Annotated in this window: 19 protein-coding genes; 18 read left to right on the top strand and 1 reads right to left on the bottom strand. The window is 36.8% G+C overall.

Features of this window, described 5'->3' with window-relative positions; genetic code table 11:
* The first annotated feature begins 60 nt into the window (after positions 1-60).
* From mutL to nrdG, 16 genes are all read left to right on the top strand, one after another.
* Positions 61-2,001 (top strand): DNA mismatch repair endonuclease MutL, encoded by a 1,941-nt coding sequence (gene mutL, locus BMX18_RS06430; protein WP_093815691.1) that lies wholly within the window; start codon positions 61-63, stop codon positions 1,999-2,001.
* Positions 2,002-2,595, top strand: a complete 594-nt coding sequence (gene ruvA / locus BMX18_RS06435) for a Holliday junction branch migration protein RuvA (protein ID WP_074869549.1) — start codon at positions 2,002-2,004, stop codon at positions 2,593-2,595. It begins immediately after the preceding gene.
* Positions 2,596-2,624: 29 nt separating this feature from the next.
* A complete protein-coding gene (locus BMX18_RS06440) occupies positions 2,625-3,176 on the top strand; it encodes a DNA-3-methyladenine glycosylase I (RefSeq protein ID WP_180366638.1) in 552 nt (183 codons plus the stop codon).
* A 205-nt stretch (positions 3,177-3,381) separates the two neighbouring features.
* Positions 3,382-4,560 (top strand): MFS transporter, encoded by a 1,179-nt coding sequence (locus BMX18_RS06445; protein WP_093815695.1) that lies wholly within the window; start codon positions 3,382-3,384, stop codon positions 4,558-4,560.
* Positions 4,561-4,688: 128 nt separating this feature from the next.
* Positions 4,689-5,948 (top strand): competence/damage-inducible protein A, encoded by a 1,260-nt coding sequence (locus tag BMX18_RS06450; RefSeq protein WP_093815697.1) that lies wholly within the window; start codon positions 4,689-4,691, stop codon positions 5,946-5,948.
* Between the two features lie 46 nt (positions 5,949-5,994).
* Positions 5,995-7,149, top strand: a complete 1,155-nt coding sequence (gene recA / locus BMX18_RS06455; RefSeq protein WP_039696214.1) for a recombinase RecA — start codon at positions 5,995-5,997, stop codon at positions 7,147-7,149.
* A 197-nt stretch (positions 7,150-7,346) separates the two neighbouring features.
* On the top strand, positions 7,347-7,745 hold the full coding sequence (gene spx / locus BMX18_RS06460) for a transcriptional regulator Spx (RefSeq protein ID WP_004233512.1): 399 nt from the start codon (positions 7,347-7,349) through the stop codon (positions 7,743-7,745).
* A gap of 243 nt (positions 7,746-7,988) precedes the next feature.
* Positions 7,989-8,258, top strand: a complete 270-nt coding sequence (locus tag BMX18_RS06465) for an IreB family regulatory phosphoprotein (RefSeq protein ID WP_003066890.1) — start codon at positions 7,989-7,991, stop codon at positions 8,256-8,258.
* Positions 8,255-8,674, top strand: coding sequence for a Holliday junction resolvase RuvX (gene ruvX / locus BMX18_RS06470; RefSeq protein WP_020917593.1), 420 nt, complete (start codon positions 8,255-8,257; stop codon positions 8,672-8,674). The genes BMX18_RS06465 and ruvX overlap by 4 nt, the downstream gene beginning before the upstream one ends.
* Before the next feature lie 32 nt (positions 8,675-8,706).
* Positions 8,707-9,024 (top strand): DUF1292 domain-containing protein, encoded by a 318-nt coding sequence (locus BMX18_RS06475; protein ID WP_006531413.1) that lies wholly within the window; start codon positions 8,707-8,709, stop codon positions 9,022-9,024.
* Positions 9,025-9,149: 125 nt separating this feature from the next.
* The gene (locus BMX18_RS09495; protein WP_093815699.1) at positions 9,150-9,278 is read left to right on the top strand and encodes a hypothetical protein; all 129 of its coding nucleotides are present in this window, start codon (positions 9,150-9,152) and stop codon (positions 9,276-9,278) included.
* A 42-nt stretch (positions 9,279-9,320) separates the two neighbouring features.
* Positions 9,321-10,895, top strand: coding sequence for a glycosyltransferase family protein (locus BMX18_RS06485; protein WP_093815701.1), 1,575 nt, complete (start codon positions 9,321-9,323; stop codon positions 10,893-10,895).
* 100 nt (positions 10,896-10,995) lie between these two features.
* Positions 10,996-13,221: an anaerobic ribonucleoside-triphosphate reductase gene (nrdD, locus tag BMX18_RS06490; RefSeq protein WP_039696143.1), complete on the top strand. Its 2,226-nt coding sequence runs from the start codon at positions 10,996-10,998 to the stop codon at positions 13,219-13,221.
* Between the two features lie 116 nt (positions 13,222-13,337).
* Positions 13,338-13,484, top strand: a complete 147-nt coding sequence (locus BMX18_RS09360) for a hypothetical protein (RefSeq protein ID WP_006531408.1) — start codon at positions 13,338-13,340, stop codon at positions 13,482-13,484.
* A gap of 11 nt (positions 13,485-13,495) precedes the next feature.
* Entirely contained in the window at positions 13,496-14,002 is a 507-nt protein-coding gene (locus BMX18_RS06500) for a GNAT family N-acetyltransferase (RefSeq protein ID WP_093815703.1), read from the top strand.
* Positions 14,003-14,041: 39 nt separating this feature from the next.
* A complete protein-coding gene (nrdG, locus tag BMX18_RS06505) occupies positions 14,042-14,656 on the top strand; it encodes an anaerobic ribonucleoside-triphosphate reductase activating protein (RefSeq protein ID WP_039696145.1) in 615 nt (204 codons plus the stop codon).
* A 623-nt stretch (positions 14,657-15,279) separates the two neighbouring features.
* On the opposite strand, the gene BMX18_RS06510 is transcribed toward nrdG, so the two are convergent.
* A complete protein-coding gene (locus tag BMX18_RS06510; protein ID WP_074564623.1) occupies positions 15,280-15,891 on the bottom strand; it encodes a TetR/AcrR family transcriptional regulator in 612 nt (203 codons plus the stop codon).
* Between the two features lie 410 nt (positions 15,892-16,301).
* Here BMX18_RS06510 and BMX18_RS06515 point away from each other — a divergent pair, with 410 nt between their 5' ends.
* The gene (locus tag BMX18_RS06515) at positions 16,302-16,580 is read left to right on the top strand and encodes a hypothetical protein (RefSeq protein ID WP_039696147.1); all 279 of its coding nucleotides are present in this window, start codon (positions 16,302-16,304) and stop codon (positions 16,578-16,580) included.
* 17 nt (positions 16,581-16,597) lie between these two features.
* Positions 16,598-17,212, top strand: coding sequence for a signal peptidase I (gene lepB / locus BMX18_RS06520; protein WP_093815705.1), 615 nt, complete (start codon positions 16,598-16,600; stop codon positions 17,210-17,212).
* Positions 17,213-17,233 lie beyond the last annotated feature (21 nt).

Consider the following 17,233-nt stretch of genomic DNA (forward strand, 5'->3'; position numbering starts at 1 on the left):
ACAATCCTGAATGAAAGGAAAAGGAATGCCGCTTCAAAACTGCATTCTATCAGATAAATTATGAGTAAAATTATTGAGTTGCCAGAGGTTTTGGCCAACCAGATTGCTGCAGGTGAAGTGATTGAACGACCGGCAAGTGTGGTTAAAGAATTGGTTGAAAATTCGATTGATGCTGGAAGTAGTCAGATTACCATCGAGATTGAAGAATCAGGTCTTAAGAAGATTCAAGTCACTGATAATGGTGAGGGAATTTCTCAAGAGGATGTGGCTTTAAGTTTGCATCGCCATGCTACAAGTAAGATTAAAAGCCAAGCGGACCTTTTTCGTATCAGAACTTTGGGATTCCGCGGTGAGGCCATTCCTTCCATTGCCTCAATTAGCCACTTTACAGTGAAAACAGCGACTGCTGATGAACACTATGGAACGCTTTTAGTGGCAAAGGGGGGCGAGATTGAGCGACAAGAACCAATTTCAACACCTGTCGGGACAAAAATTACCGTTGAAAATCTTTTTTACAACACTCCTGCTCGTCTCAAATATATGAAGAGCCTGCAATCAGAGTTGGCTCATATCGTTGATGTGGTTAATCGCTTGAGCCTAGCTCATCCAGAAATTGCCTTTACTTTGATTAATGATGGTCGTCAAATGACAACGACTTCTGGGACAGGTGATTTGCGTCAAGCCATCGCTGGTATTTACGGTTTAAATACAGCTAAGAAAATGATTGAAATCTCAAATGCTGACCTTGATTTTGAAGTCTCAGGTTATATTAGCTTACCAGAATTGACGCGTGCAAATCGCAATTACATCACCATTTTAATCAATGGTCGCTACATCAAAAACTTCTTGCTCAACCGTGCGATTTTGGATGGTTATGGATCAAAATTGATGGTTGGTCGTTTCCCAATTGCGGTCATTGACATTCAAATCGACCCTTATCTTGCTGATGTCAATGTTCACCCAACTAAACAAGAAGTCCGTATCTCAAAAGAAAAAGAGTTGATGAGCTTAATCAGCTCTGCAATTGCAGAGAGTTTGCGTGAGCAAGATTTGATACCAGATGCACTGGAAAATCTAGCTAAGTCAAGCACTCGTGGTTTTTCAAAACCTCAGCAAACGAGCTTACCGTTGAAACAAACTGACCTTTACTATGATAAAGAACGTCATGATTTCTTTGTTAAATCAGATACGGTTGAAGAAGAGCCAGCGCAGTTATTTAATGAGGTTGACAAAGCTATCAAGCAAGTTGACAAGCAATCTTCAGTTAGGTATGCACAGCGTTCAGCGGCAGGTCAAGCGTATGATGAGCATGATGATCTTGATTTTAAAAATAAAACGAAAATCAATCGCATGATTGAAATTCTTGATAAGGAGGAAGTTTCTACTTTCCCTGAGTTAGAGTACTTTGGGCAAATGCACGGCACCTATCTTTTTGCGCAAGGTAATGGTGGGCTTTATATCATTGACCAGCATGCGGCTCAGGAACGTGTCAAGTATGAGTATTATCGTGACAAAATTGGCGAAGTTGATGATTCATTACAACAGTTGCTAATGCCATATCTATTTGAGTTTTCTGGGGCAGATTTCATCAAAATTCAAGAAAAAATGGAGCTTCTAAATCAAGTTGGCATTAATTTAGAACCATACGGCAATAACACTTTTATCCTTCGCGAGCATCCTATTTGGATGAAGGAAGAGGAGATTGAGACAGCTGTTTATGAAATGTGCGACATGTTGCTGTTGACCAATGAAGTTTCTGTCAAGAAATACCGTGCTGAGTTAGCGATTATGATGTCATGTAAACGATCAATCAAGGCTAACCATACCCTTGATGACTATTCAGCCCGACAACTCATTGTTCAATTATCTCAATGTAAGAACCCTTATAACTGCCCACACGGACGTCCAGTACTTGTTAATTTTACCAAGTCAGACATGGAAAAAATGTTCCGTCGTATTCAAGAAAATCACACAAGTTTAAGAGAGTTAGGAAAATACTAAATGTACGATTATATCAAAGGAAAATTAACTAAAATTACTGCGAAATACATTGTCATTGAAGCAGGGGGATTAGGCTATATTGTTAATGTTGCTAATCCTTACAGCTTTTCAGATTTGATGAATCAAGATATCCAAGTCTACCTTCATCAAGTAATTCGTGAAGATGCTCAACTTTTGTTTGGCTTTCATACTGAAGACGAAAAGGCTGTTTTTCTTAATCTGATTTCAGTTTCTGGGATTGGTCCTACAACTGCGCTAGCGATTATCGCAGTGGATGATAATGAAGGTTTGGTCAATGCCATCGATACAAGCGACATCAAATACTTGATGAAATTTCCGAAAATCGGGAAAAAAACTGCTCAGCAAATGGTTTTGGATTTGGCAGGAAAATTTGTCGATGTTTCTGTGGAAAATGGCAAAGTTTCTCAGACCAAAGCGGCAGCAAACGAGCAGCTTGAAGAAGCCATGGAAGCTCTTTTGGCACTTGGCTACAAAGCAGCAGAGCTTAAGAAAATTCGTAAGTTCTTTGAAGGCACAAATGAAACAGCAGAACAATACATCAAATCAAGCCTTAAGATGCTGATGAAAGGCTAAGAATCAAGGAATTTTAGGAGATGTTTCACATGAAACGTTGTAGTTGGGTAAAGGAAAGTAATCCTTTATATGTTGCTTACCACGATACGGAGTGGGGAAAACCATTGCATGATGATCAAGCATTGTTTGAACTTTTGTGCCTTGAAACTTATCAAGCTGGTCTTTCGTGGGAGACCATTCTTAATAAACGCGCCTCATTTAACCAAGCCTTCTATGATTATGATGTGGCAAAGGTAGCGCAGATGTCTGATGATGAACTTGAGGTTCTTCTTCAAAATCCAGCAATCGTTCGAAATCGTCGTAAGATTTATGCGACACGTACAAATGCTAAAGCTTTTATCAAGATTCAGAAAGAGTTTGGTTCATTTGATCGCTACCTATGGGAGTGGGTTGATTTTACGCCTCTTATTAATGAGGTGGAGGATTATGCGACCTTTCCAGCTAGCACGCCTTTGTCTGAAAGACTTTCTAAGGATTTAAAAAAACGTGGCTTTAAATTTGTAGGTCCTGTTTGTGTTTATTCTTTTCTTCAGGCAGCAGGTTTGGTAAATGACCATGAAGTAGATTGTGATTTTAAATAATGATAAAGCATCTGAAAACGTCATTCAGGTGCTTTTTATGTTTTTTTAAAAAAGTTGACAGCAGTGTCAAGTAGCGTCAACGCTTCTTTACACCTTGTCTTTAAAAACTGGTGCTATTGTTTGATAAAATAAGGATTTATTGTTGACATTCCCTGTAAAAGGTTGTATCTTAATAGGAAAATCAAATCAAGGGTAGGTGGAGATGATGACAAGCATTAGGAGAAATACTTTTGTTTATTTGCTAGCAAATTTTTTAGTGACAGTAGCTTACTCCATGCCGCACTCGATTTTGACAGTTATTTTACTAGCTAAAGGGTTGACCTTGTCACAAATCTTGCTGATTCAATCAGCTTATAGCATTGCGATTGTCTTGTTTGAATTTCCAAGTGGCTTGTTAGCAGATAATTATTCTCGGAAAAATCTTTATAGTCTATCAAAGGTCTTCTTGATAGTCATGTTTTTGATTGTGCTTTTTAGTAGTAATTTTTATCTGATTTTTTTAGCATGGTTTTGTTATGGAATAGCTGCTGCTTTGGATAGTGGGACTCTTGATGCTTATATTATTAACCAATTAAAACTGGCTCACCGTGAAAGTGACCTTCAACGATTTTTGGCGCTTAGCAATCGTTTGGAAATCATTGGGCTTCTAATTGGGAGTAGTTTAGGTGGTATCCTTTATCAATTCATCGGTATCAATATTTATGTCCTTGGAACGACTTTTTTAGTGGCTTCAACCTTGGTTAGCTTTTTCTTTTTTAAGGAGACAACGAAGTCTTTTGGTTTGCAAGAAAGTCATGTCACAGTTCTTAAAAAGCAGATTCAAGAGAGTTTTAAAGAGCTGCACAGGCAACCGCGTTTAAGCGTCATTCTTATTTTTGATTTTTTAACGCAGATTTTCTTTCAGACGCATTTTCAGTTGTGGCAGTCCTTTTTCTTAAGCAAGGGAATCAGTAGCCGTTATTTCCCAGCTTTTTACATTGCCTTTCAAGTGATTACCTTATTTTCCTATTCTATCAATATCGAAGGCATTAAGAAGCATGCTGGACTTATTAAATTTAGTCCATTGATCATTTTTCTGCCTTTAACTTTCTTTTCAGGGTACTTAGGCATTTTCTTGCCAGCTTATTTTATCTTCATTTTTGTTTTTTATGTCATTGAATTTATCTTAAATTATCACTTTAACAAAATGGTGTCGATTGAGAATATTTCGTCTTTGGTCTCTTTTAAATCGACAGTAGGGCGTTTGGGAAGCATCCTTTTACTTTGTCTGTTGAGTTTTATGGTGAAAATGGTTGCCGTTGAGACGGTTATGGCTATTAATTTCATGGCTTCTGTCGGATTTCTTGCTCTTTTGGGTGTGTTTTTTAAGATAAAAAGAAATTGACAAGTTTGTAAAGATTATTGACAGCCTTTTTCTGTAGTTAGGCTGTCATTTTTTGCAAAAAGTCATTAATTTTCAGCAATTTTTGATAGAATAAAACTAAATTACGAATAGATAAGTAGGTGGCAATTATGAAAGCTGAGATTATCGCTGTAGGAACAGAGATTTTAACAGGACAAATCACAAATACGAATGCACAATTTCTATCAGAGGAATTTGCTAAGTTAGGGATTGATGTCTTTTTCCAAACGGCAGTTGGGGACAATGAAGAACGTCTTTTGTCTATCATTGATTTGGCAAGTAAGCGTAGCGATTTAGTTGTTCTCTGTGGTGGTTTAGGACCAACTGAGGATGATTTGACAAAGCAAACCTTAGCAAAATATTTAGGGCGTAACCTGGTTTTTGACGAACAGGCAAGTAAACGTCTAGATGAGTTCTTTGCGACACGTCCTCAATTTACAAGAACAGCTAACAATGAACGCCAAGCTCAACTGATTGAAGGTTCAACTCCTTTGCAAAATAGCACTGGTTTGGCTGTAGGTGGAGTGATTGAAGTTGACGGCGTCACTTATGTTGTTCTTCCTGGCCCACCAAGTGAGCTTAAGCCCATGGTCTGGGATTATTTAGTACCTTTGTTATCTAGCGACCATAAGCAACTTTATTCACGTGTTTTGCGTTTCTTTGGCATTGGAGAAAGCCAACTGGTAACTGTTTTATCAGATTTGATTGACAACCAAACCGATCCAACCATTGCGCCATATGCTAAGACAGGTGAAGTAACGCTGCGTTTGTCAACGAAAGCAGACGACATTGAATCAGCTAAGGAAAAACTAGACCAGCTAGAGCAAAAAATTCTTTCTAAGAAGACTTTAAATAGCATTCCGCTTGAGAATTTGCTTTATGGTTACGGTGATGACAATAGTTTGGCGCGTGTTGTTTTTGATTTGCTTAAGAAAAAACACAAGACTATCACAGCTGCAGAAAGTTTAACAGCAGGGCTATTTCAATCAAGTATTGCAGACTTCTCAGGCTCTTCATCAGTCTTTAATGGTGGTTTTGTGACTTATAGCATTGAAGAAAAGTCAAAAATGCTTCAGATTTCATTAGAAGAGTTGCAAGAACACGGGGTTGTTAGTCACTTTACAGCTGAGAAAATGGCTGAGCAATCTCGCAAGTTAACAGATGCTGATTTTGGGATTGGATTGACAGGAGTTGCAGGACCAGATAGCTTAGAAGGTCACCCAGCGGGAACAGTTTTCATTGGTATTGCTACTAGAGAAAAAGTTCATTCTATTCGTGTTCTCATAGGTGGACGAAGCCGTTCAGATGTGCGTCATATTGCATGTTTGTATGCATTTAACTTAGTACGTCAAGCTTTATTACAAGATTAAATTCTGCTATAATAGAGCTAGTTTGAACAAACAGAAAGGGAAAAATTTGGCTAAAAAGACAAAGAAAACAGAAGCTATCACGAAGAAATTCGGTGATGAGCGTAAAAAAGCACTTGATGATGCTTTGAAATTAATTGAAAAAGATTTTGGTAAGGGAGCTGTTATGCGCCTTGGCGAACGCGCTGAACAAAAAGTTCAAGTGATGAGTTCAGGTAGTTTGGCTCTTGATATCGCTCTTGGTGCAGGTGGTTACCCTAAAGGACGTATCATTGAAATCTATGGTCCTGAAAGTTCAGGTAAAACAACTGTTGCCCTTCATGCTGTAGCACAAGCTCAAAAAGAAGGCGGTATCGCAGCCTTTATCGATGCTGAACATGCCCTTGACCCAGCTTATGCAGCAGCTCTTGGTGTTAATATTGATGAACTTCTTTTGTCACAACCTGACTCAGGAGAACAAGGTCTTGAAATCGCTGGAAAATTGATCGATTCAGGTGCGGTTGATCTTGTTGTTGTCGACTCTGTTGCAGCTCTTGTTCCACGTGCCGAAATCGATGGTGATATTGGTGATAACCACGTTGGTTTGCAAGCTCGTATGATGAGTCAAGCTATGCGTAAACTATCAGCTTCTATCAATAAAACAAAAACAATTGCCATCTTTATCAACCAATTGCGTGAAAAAGTTGGTGTTATGTTTGGTAACCCAGAAACTACACCTGGTGGACGTGCCCTTAAATTCTACTCTTCAGTTCGTCTAGATGTGCGAGGAAACACACAAATCAAAGGTACTGGTGATCAAAAAGATAGCAACATTGGTAAAGAAACTAAAATCAAAGTTGTTAAAAACAAAGTTGCTCCACCATTTAAAACTGCTGAAGTGGAAATCATGTATGGTGAAGGAATTTCACGCACTGGTGAATTGATTAAAATCGCTAGTGATTTGGATATCATTAAAAAAGCTGGTGCTTGGTTCTCTTACAACGGTGAGAAGATTGGTCAAGGTTCTGAAAATGCTAAGAAATATTTGGCAGATCACCCAGAAATCTTTGACGAAATCGACCACAAAGTTCGTGTTCATTATGGACTTGTTGAAGAAACTGAAGATGAAAAAGCAGCAAAACTTTCTGAAGAATCAGCAGCAACTACTGAAAATGTAGATGAAGTTGTTCTTGATTTGGATGATGCGATTGAAATTGAAGAATAATTTTGAAAGCACTTTAAAGCTTGAAACGATGCGTTTCAGGCTTTTTTGGTTATTTGTGGCTCAAAAGTCGTTAATTTTTGCAAAAAAAATAAATCTTTTTAATTGACTTTTCGAAAAAATAGGTCTTAGGTCCCATGTGCTCCATTATGTATGTGTGCTATAATACAACTATCATGGGATAGAAAGTGAGAGTGCACATGATTAAAATTTACACAATTTCAAGTTGTACAAGCTGTAAGAAAGCCAAAACATGGCTCAACGCTCATCAGCTCCCTTATAAAGAACAGAATTTAGGAAAAGAACCACTATCACGAGAAGAAATCTTAGCGATATTAACAAAAACAGAAAACGGTATTGAAAGTATTGTTTCATCTAAAAACCGTTATGCAAAAGCACTTGACTGCGATATTGAGGAATTAAGTTTAAGTGAGGTTATCGACCTTATCCAAGCTAATCCACGTATCCTAAAAAGCCCAATTTTGATTGACGATAAACGTCTTCAAGTTGGTTATAAAGAGGATGATATCCGTGCTTTCTTGCCACGCTCAATTCGTAATGTGGAAAATGCCGAAGCTCGTCTTCGTGCAGCATTGTAATATAATAGTAGAAAAGATACCGTTTGGTGTCTTTTTTTAACTCTTAATTAGTATGAAATAAATCTTAAAAAAGTGTAAAAATGAAAAAGTTTACATCCTTTTTATGTCAGCTTTTCTGACCACTTTTACTGAAAATTCTTTGGAATCTCAATAAACTTTGGTTAAATAAAGTCAGATTCTTGTGAAATCTTAGTGAATAAGCTATAATAATTGGTGACAGCTATTTAGAAAGAAGGTGTAAGTATGGGATTTACAGATGAAACTGTACGCTTTAATTTAGACGATAGCAACAAGAAAGAAATTAGTGAAACTTTAACAACGGTTTATCGCTCTCTTGATGAAAAAGGTTATAACCCAATTAATCAGATTGTAGGTTATGTCCTAAGTGGTGACCCTGCTTATGTGCCTCGTTACAATGATGCCAGAAATCAGATTCGTAAATACGAACGTGACGAAATTGTTGAAGAGCTTGTCCGCTATTATCTCAAAGGAAATGGAATCGATTTGAAATGAGAATCATGGGACTAGATGTCGGCTCAAAAACTGTTGGTGTAGCGATTAGCGACCCACTTGGTTTTACAGCACAAGGCGTAGAAATTATCAAAATTGATGAAGAAGCTGGCGAGTTTGGGTTTGAAAGACTTGGAGAGTTAGTTAAACAGTATAAAGTTGATAAGTTTGTGGTTGGTTTACCTAAGAACATGAACAATACTGAAGGACCTCGTGTAGAAGCAAGTAAAGCTTACGGTGACCAAATTAAAGAACTTTTCAATATTCCTGTAGATTATCAAGATGAACGTTTAACAACTGTTCAAGCAGAACGTATGTTAGTAGAACAGGCTGACGTTAGTCGTGGTAAGCGTAAAAAAGTTATCGACAAATTAGCTGCACAGCTTATTTTGCAAAATTATTTAGATAGAATGTTTTAATCTAATCATTAATTCATTTAAAGGAGAAAATTATGGCACATAACCATAACCACGATCATAACCATGATCACGAGCATGAAGTTATTACACTTGTAGACGAACAAGGTAATGAAACACTTTTTGAAATTCTTTTGACAATCGATGGTCGCGAAGAATTCGGTAAAAACTATGTTCTTTTGGTACCAGCAGGTGCTGAAGAAGATGAACAAGGTCAAATTGAAATTCAAGCTTACTCATTCACTGAAAATGAAGATGGTACTGAAGGTGACCTTCAACCAATCCCTGAAGATTCAGATGCTGAATGGGATATGATTGAAGAAGTCTTCAACAGCTTCTTGGATGAAGACTAAGTTTGTACGATGAGAGGTTAGGAGTATTCCTAGCCTCTTTTTTGTTAGTGTTGAACTCTGTACTAAGGAAGCCCAAAAGTGGCTTTTTTTATTTTACGAATAAGTAAAATAAAGGAGGTTATTTTATGGACAAAAACAGTCGTTTAAGTAAAGAAGAAAAGGATTTCTTAAAACGCTACCAATCCAAGCCACGTCACCGTTTTAGGGAACTTTTAGCTTACTGTGCTATCCTTAGTAAATTGACTAATGATTAGTTTTTGTTATACTTAGAGTATGACAATTCAAGGAGAGAATAAGTGAATACATCAGAACAAGCAAATGTAGATCAGACGGCTGTATCATCTTACAGTCGATCATCTCGTAAAATTGGTGAAGTTAGCAGCCATCTAGAACCTTCTAGACGAACAAAGGTTCCTCAACCTCATAAACTTTATATTTTGTTATTGAGTGTTGTGGTGAGCTGCTTATCAGTAGCCGTGCCAATGTTTACAGACATGGCAAATAGCCTACAATCACAAAATCTTTATATTGGATTAATGTTTACGCAAGGACATCTTCCATTTACAGACATGTTTGCGACAGGTGGTTTCTTGTATTATGCAGTGATCGCCTTGGCTTATTACCTTGGTTCAACGTTGTGGTTAGTTCCAATTCAAATCGTTACTTTCTATTTATCAGGAATTTATTTCTATAAATTGGTTAACTATTTCACCAACAGTCAACGTGTGGCAGTGGCATTTAGTGGGGCTTTTTATCTACTTAATGTTGCCCTTGGTTTTGGTGGTTTGTATCCTATCCAATTTGCAATGCCTTTTGTTATGGTCTCATTGTGGTTCTTAACAAAATATTTTGCTGATATTATCAAGGATGAAGCTTTTATTTTATATGGATTTGCGGGCGCTGCAGCTATGCTTCTAGAACCACGTACTTTGGTGTTCTGGGCGCTTTCTTTCCTAACAATTATCGTCTTTAATTTGAAACAAAGACATTTTGCGCGTGGTTTTTACCAATTGTTGTGTATCATTTTCGGGACTATTTTAGTCTTTTACACAGCTGGATACTTTATCTTGAATGCGCAAGTATTGTCACCTTATATTACACAAGCTATTGTTTACCAATTTACTAATTTTGCAGTAAGTGACGGTAATTTGATTTTGACATTGTTGTTCCAACTTGTACTGGCTTTGGCATCAGGGCTTTTGCTTGGTGCGGTGTCATTTGGAAAAGTTGTCAAAGGTGAAGATAAAGTAGCTAAATGGCTTATTTTACTAGTCTTTATCGTCTTCTTTGCGATTGATTTATTTACACAAAGTTATCAATTCTATAACTTATTGGCAGCACTGCCTTTTGGTTTGGTGTTGACTGCTATCGTTTTGGGTGAACAATATCAACGTAGTTTGACTAAAACATCACACCGTCGCAGAAAAGCATCAGACAATGCTGGAATTTTTGGTTTATATCTTAAACGTCACTTCTATTTACCAATTTTAGTGCTTGTCTTTGGTGTTGGGCAGCCTTTGGTGCACACTGTTTTATCTGCTAATGCCAATAGTGAACGTGGTATCATTGCAACTTATCTTGCCAAAAATGCGACTAAAGATGATACTGTCTACGTTTGGGATGACTCATCTAAAATTGGAATCAATAGTAAGCTAGCAAGTAGTTCACAATTTACATCTCCAGTTGTGAATACTGCTAAATCTGCTAATGAAAAAGTTTTAGAAGATGAATTGCTACAAAATATGGGGTCATATATTGTGGTCAATAAGGACCAAAAAATTTCTGATTCACTTAAAAATAATTTTTCTTCTAACTATGAAGAGGTCCAAATCGGCGGTATTACAGGCTTTACCGTCTATCATAAAAAATAAAGAAAAACGCAATATCTTGTGGTCAACAAAAAAAGTGACCACAAGATATTGATTTTTTTTTGTCCCGTGTTATAATAGACGAGTAAGAAGGAGTGTTCATATGATTACATTAGAAAAAGAAAAAATTGCTGCACAACCTACTGTAAAAGTTATCAAACGCGATGGACGTTCTGTAAACTTTGATTCAGATAAAATTTATAATGCTTTGGTTAAAGCAAGCAATAATGTGACAAAAATGTCACCAGTTGTTGAAGCAAAATTGGAAACTATTTCAGATAATATCATCGCTGAAATTTTTGATCGCTTCAAAGACAACGTCAAAATTTATGAAATTCAAAATATCGTTGAGCATGAACTTTTAGAAGCTAATGAATACGCAATTGCTCAAGAATATATTAATTATCGTACAAAACGCGATTTTGCACGCTCTCAAGCGACAGATATCAACTTTTCGATTGATAAACTTTTGAACAAAGATCAAACTGTCGTTAATGAAAACGCTAACAAGGACAGTGAAGTCTTCAATACACAACGTGACTTGACTGCAGGTATCGTTGGTAAATCAATCGGTCTTAAAATGTTGCCTGCTCACGTTGCCAATGCTCACCAAAAAGGTGATATTCATTTCCACGACCTTGATTACAGCCCATATACTCCAATGACAAACTGTTGTTTGATTGATTTCAAGGGAATGTTGGGTAATGGCTTTAAGATTGGTAATGCTGAAGTTGAAAGTCCAAAATCAATCCAAACAGCAACAGCACAAATTTCACAAATCATTGCTAACGTTGCCTCAAGCCAATACGGTGGATGTACAGCAGACCGTATCGATGAATTCTTGGCACCATATGCTGAACTTAACTACAAAAAGCACTTAAAAGATGCTGAGGAATGGGTTGCTGAAGAACGCCGCGAAGACTACGCACGTACAAAAACGAAAAAAGATATCTACGATGCGATGCAAAGTCTTGAATACGAAATCAATACTTTGTTCACATCAAATGGACAAACACCATTTACATCACTTGGTTTTGGTCTTGGTACAAACTGGTTTGAACGTGAAATTCAAAAAGCTATTCTTAAAATTCGTATCCAAGGTCTTGGTAGCGAACACCGTACAGCTATCTTCCCTAAACTTATTTTCACATTGAAGAGCGGTCTTAACCTTGAAGAAGGCACACCAAACTACGATATCAAACAATTAGCTTTGGAATGTGCAACAAAACGTATGTATCCAGATGTGCTTTCATACGATAAAATCGTTGAATTGACTGGTTCATTTAAAGCGCCAATGGGATGTCGTTCATTCCTTCAAGGGTGGAAAGATGAAAATGGCGTTGAAGTCAACTCAGGACGTATGAACCTTGGAGTTGTTACAGTCAACCTTCCACGTATTGCTATGGAATCACATGGTGATATGGATAAATTCTGGGAACTTTTCAACGAACGTATGGGAATTTGTAAAGATGCGCTTGTTTACCGTGTTGAACGCGTTAAAGAAGCTACTCCAGCAAATGCTCCAATCCTTTACCAATATGGTGCTTTTGGAAAACGTCTTGGTAAATACGATAACGTTGATGAACTTTTCCGTCACCGTCGTGCCACAGTATCACTTGGTTACATCGGTCTTTACGAAGTCGGAACAGTCTTCTTCGGACCAGAGTGGGAAACTAACCCAGAAGCTAAAGAATTCACAGTTGACATTATCCGTAAGATGAAAGATTACTGTGTTAAATGGTCAGATGAATACGATTATCATTTCTCAATCTATTCAACACCATCTGAAAGTTTGACAGACCGCTTCTGCCGTCTTGATACTAAGAAATTCGGTATTGTTAAAGATATTACAGATAAAGAATACTACACAAACTCATTCCACTATGATGTACGTAAGAATCCAACACCATTTGAAAAATTGGACTTTGAAAAAGTTTACCCAGAAGCTGGTGCAACTGGTGGTTTCATTCACTACTGTGAATACCCAGTTCTTCAACAAAATCCAAAAGCTCTAGAAGCTGTTTGGGATTATGCTTATACACGTGTCGGATACCTTGGTACAAATACACCGATCGACCGTTGTTATAAATGTGGTTTTGAAGGAGACTTCACACCAACAGAACGTGGATTTGTTTGTCCAAACTGTGGCAACAGCGATCCAAAATCAGTAGACGTTGTTAAACGTACTTGTGGATACCTTGGTAACCCTCAAGCTCGTCCAATGGTTAATGGTCGTCACAAAGAAATTTCTGCACGTGTTAAACACATGAATGGATCAACAATTAAAAACCCTGGTGACTACCACATGCACAAAGATAAGAGTTGTTAATAAGACTCGTTAGCCAATAATTATGGTTTAGACAGTTTCATGACATATTGAAGCTGGAGACGCTTGTCCCAGCTTCTTTATTATATTGATAAAAAACTTGAAGAAAGGAAAAAATCGTGGGAAAATACCAATTAGATTATAAAGGCATGCAACAGGTTGAGCGTTTTCATGAAAAACATTCAACTGCTAAAGGTAATAAAAAAGCGCGTGTCAATGAATTGAAAGCACAATTTTTGGAAAAAGCGAAGAAAAAAAGTAAATAAGAGGTAAGCTTATGCAATTACGAAGACCTGAATTATCAGATAAAGCAGCCGTTATTGAGATGATGAAAGAGTTTGAAATGAGCCAGTCTGCCCACGATGGTGGTTTCTGGGATGTGGATAACTTTGATTACGAGGATTGGCTTGAAAGCAATCGCCTGAGTGAGATGGGGATTAATGTGCCTGCCAACTTTGTTCCAGCCGTTCAGTTTGTGTCTTTTTCTGATGATGGCAGGGCTTTAGGATTTTTGCATTTGCGCTTACGCTTAAATGAGAATCTTTTGAAGCAAGGTGGACATATTGGGTATTCTATCCGTCCATCTGAACGTCGTAAAGGATATGCTAAAGAACAGCTACGCTTAGGATTATTAGAAGCGAAGAAGAAGAATATCACCAAAGCTTTGGTCACATGTCATGATGACAATGAAGGTAGTCGTAAGGTAATATTAGCCAATGGTGGCCAGCTTGAAGATGTTTTAGAAGCTGTTGAGCGTTACTGGATAACTTTGGAGACTGATTAATCAGTATAATAGAAATAAAAAGGTAGAAAGAAGGCTAGGATGGAAGAAAAAAATTGGAATACTCCCAAGCCTGGTGAATGGAAGTCAGAAGAATTAAGTCAAGGTCGCGTTATCGACTATAAAGCCTTTAACTTTGTTGATGGTGAAGGAGTTCGTAACTCCCTTTATGTATCAGGTTGTATGTTTCACTGTAAAGGGTGTTATAATGCTGCAACTTGGTCATTTAAGGCAGGGCAACCTTACACGAAAGAGTTAGAAGAGCAAATTATGGCTGACCTGGCGCAGCCTTATGTTCAAGGCTTGACGCTTCTTGGTGGTGAACCTTTCTTAAACACAGGTTTTCTCTTGCCATTAATTAAGCGCGTGCGCCGTGAACTTCCTGAAAAAGATATTTGGTCTTGGACTGGATATACTTGGGAAGAAATGATGCAAGAAACACCAGATAAACTAGAAATGCTAAGCCTAATTGATATTTTGGTAGATGGTCGCTTTGATATCACTAAGAAAAACTTGATGCTACAATTCCGTGGGTCATCTAACCAACGTATCATTGATGTTCAGAAATCTTTGAAAGCCGGAAAAGTTGTGATTTGGGATAAATTAAATGATGGCGATCAAAAATTTGAACAAGTTAGTCGTGATGACTTACTATAAATGTGGAAAAAGAAGCTGATTTTCAAGAATTGGCTCCTTTTTTTGCCCAAAATAACCTAAAAATAGAAGTTATTAACAGCAAGTTTTCCAAAAATGTGGATAGCTCTCAAAGCTTGATATAAAGGCATTTGTTCTTAGCTTATACACAAGTTATCCCCAGTATATAACCACACTTATCCACAGCTTGTGAATAACTCTGTGTAAATTGTGTAAAAATAAGCGAATTTTCAAGATATTTTACCATTTTTAATAAAATAGGCTTAAATGATATGAAAATTTCATGTAAAAAAGCCGGCAAAAAGAAGTTTTTACCGACTTTTATCTATTTAAGATCTCCAAAGAGACTTATTATAAACGGGAACACAAAATAAAGAATAGTTTATCAAGTAAGTTTTACTGAACGATTTCCTTTTAAACTATGAATAAGTTAATACTATTATTGATTGTTTAGCTAACTAAAAATTGAATTCTTGTCAACTAACAATGGCATAGTGTCAACTTATAGGAAAATGGAAACGGTAAATCTGTCAATGTTAGCGTTTTTCTTGTCAACTTTATGGTAAAAAGGTGTCAAGAAATGTAGTTATAGGCATGATTACGAAAATTTCAGAAAATAAATATCCCTATCTTTTATTTCTTATCTTTATATGTTCTTCTGAAGGGGCATTGAAGTAACTAGGGATAGAATTAAAAAGAAGGGATAAGTTTTTTGCAATGAGTTCGGGTTCTTCAGGCTCGTCTTTACTTAGCCAAAATTGTAAGATGTTAAGATAAGCACCGAATAAACCTTTGGAAATGTAATCGATGTTGCTATCTACAGTATCATCAACACACCATGGCAGATTGATGGTTTTATAGATTTGAGCAGATTTTTGATTGAATTTTTCTGTTAGTAATGAAAAGTGCCCACTTTCAACAAGTGATGAAATAAAGGCTTTGTTTTCATACATAAAATTCAAAGTAACTAAGAATACATCTTCAGGTTTTTTCGCCAAGATAAAATTATCTCGTTGAAGATAATATCCTCTGACAAAGTTTTCTAGACAGAAATCCATTAAATCAGCTTTATCATCAAAGTAGCGATAAAATGTTCGACGTGAGATAGTGGCCTTGTCTAAGATTTGATAGATAGTGATTTTGTCATAATGTCGTTCAGTAATCAGTAGATAAAGTGCTTTTGATAAACGGTGTTTAGTTTCTAAAACTTGTTGGTGTTTTTTTGATAAATTTGTCATAAACAATCCTCTACTTGAATGATGTAATATTTCTGAAAAGACCAAAAATTATACCTAATCAATTTAGCATTGTAACATAAAGCTAAAAATTAAGCTACATCAATCCTACGAAATTAACAATATTTGACTTTAGATATTTATCATTGTTAGCTTTCCTAACAATGATAGAGGACGAAATATTAAGAAAATTAGAACTAGGAAACAAAATCTTAAAAAAAGTATCACTTGTACAAAATCCCTTTTCAAAATCGCGAAAAAATATTATAATGTTCTTCAAAACGCCTAGATATATAAAACGACAAAATGAAAAAATGTTTATCTAGTCTTTATTTTTTCAAAATTAGAATAAATATACATTTAAAATTATGTGAGTTTTATGTGAAAACGAATACTAAAAAGGAGGTCCTAACGTGCTTGATGCTAAACAATTAAGAAAACTTCGTCGTTCAGATTTGTTTGAGCTGCTTGTAGAGCAAGCTAAAGAAATTGAAGAGCTTCAAGATCAAGTAAAAGAACTTGAAGGTAAACTTGAGCGTCGTGAGCTAGAAGTCACTGATGCGGGTTCCATCGCTGAAGCAGCCTTGGCAATTAGTAAAGTTTTTGAAGAAGCTCAGGCGGCGGCAGACACGTATCTTTATAACGTCAAACGTATGGCGGATGCAAAAAAGAATACTGAGGATGAGGCATAAGGGGTTAAGCTTTTTAAATGAAACCACTATTTGAGAAAAAATCAGAGAAAATTGCCTTAGCTGACTTACCGAAAGCTGAGGAGCTTTCAAAAGAGTTAGGAAAAATTAAGTATCGTGAGCGCTACATGCGCACCTTACGTAGCACTGTTTTCACCCTAGTAACCGTAGCAGCTTTGGCTGTATTGGTTGCGACAATTTGGTTACCTGTTTTGCAAATCTATGGAAATTCGATGACTCCTACTTTGAAAGCTGGAGACATGGTTGTTTCTGTTAGTAAAAAGAATTTGAAACAAGGTGATGTGGTAGCTTTTTATTATAACAATAAAGTTTTGGTTAAACGTGTTATTGCAACCTCAGGCCAATGGGTCAACATTGATAAAAAAGGAAATGTCACTGTTGATGGGAAAAAAATTAATGAGCCTTACCTACAAAGAGGTGAAAAAAATTATGGAGAAACCAATATCGAGTTACCTTATCAAGTACCAGATGGTAAGTACTTTGTGATGGGAGACCACCGAGAGGTTTCGGTAGACTCACGTAATAAAGCTGTCGGTCCAGTAGACAGTGAACAGTTAGTTGGGAAACTAAGCTTAAGAATTTGGCCACTTAACCGAATGGGGTCAATCGATTAGAAAGTTAACAAAAATTATGTT

The organism is Streptococcus sp. 45, from assembly GCF_900108865.1.
GTDB lineage: Bacteria > Bacillota > Bacilli > Lactobacillales > Streptococcaceae > Streptococcus > Streptococcus ruminicola.

What these genes read in the sequence shown, in the direction of transcription:
- spx (WP_004233512.1), top strand. Translation starts at nt 7,347, where the DNA reads ATGATTAAAATTTACACAATTTCAAGTTGTACAAGCTGTAAGAAAGCC.
- BMX18_RS06450 (WP_093815697.1), top strand. Translation starts at nt 4,689, where the DNA reads ATGAAAGCTGAGATTATCGCTGTAGGAACAGAGATTTTAACAGGACAA.
- BMX18_RS06440 (WP_180366638.1), top strand. Translation starts at nt 2,625, where the DNA reads ATGAAACGTTGTAGTTGGGTAAAGGAAAGTAATCCTTTATATGTTGCT.
- ruvA (WP_074869549.1), top strand. Translation starts at nt 2,002, where the DNA reads ATGTACGATTATATCAAAGGAAAATTAACTAAAATTACTGCGAAATAC.
- BMX18_RS09495 (WP_093815699.1), top strand. Translation starts at nt 9,150, where the DNA reads ATGGACAAAAACAGTCGTTTAAGTAAAGAAGAAAAGGATTTCTTAAAA.
- nrdG (WP_039696145.1), top strand. Translation starts at nt 14,042, where the DNA reads ATGGAAGAAAAAAATTGGAATACTCCCAAGCCTGGTGAATGGAAGTCA.
- BMX18_RS06465 (WP_003066890.1), top strand. Translation starts at nt 7,989, where the DNA reads ATGGGATTTACAGATGAAACTGTACGCTTTAATTTAGACGATAGCAAC.
- BMX18_RS06475 (WP_006531413.1), top strand. Translation starts at nt 8,707, where the DNA reads ATGGCACATAACCATAACCACGATCATAACCATGATCACGAGCATGAA.
- ruvX (WP_020917593.1), top strand. Translation starts at nt 8,255, where the DNA reads ATGAGAATCATGGGACTAGATGTCGGCTCAAAAACTGTTGGTGTAGCG.
- mutL (WP_093815691.1), top strand. Translation starts at nt 61, where the DNA reads ATGAGTAAAATTATTGAGTTGCCAGAGGTTTTGGCCAACCAGATTGCT.
- BMX18_RS06500 (WP_093815703.1), top strand. Translation starts at nt 13,496, where the DNA reads ATGCAATTACGAAGACCTGAATTATCAGATAAAGCAGCCGTTATTGAG.
- BMX18_RS06510 (WP_074564623.1), bottom strand. Translation starts at nt 15,891, where the DNA reads ATGACAAATTTATCAAAAAAACACCAACAAGTTTTAGAAACTAAACAC.
- BMX18_RS06445 (WP_093815695.1), top strand. Translation starts at nt 3,382, where the DNA reads ATGACAAGCATTAGGAGAAATACTTTTGTTTATTTGCTAGCAAATTTT.
- nrdD (WP_039696143.1), top strand. Translation starts at nt 10,996, where the DNA reads ATGATTACATTAGAAAAAGAAAAAATTGCTGCACAACCTACTGTAAAA.
- lepB (WP_093815705.1), top strand. Translation starts at nt 16,598, where the DNA reads ATGAAACCACTATTTGAGAAAAAATCAGAGAAAATTGCCTTAGCTGAC.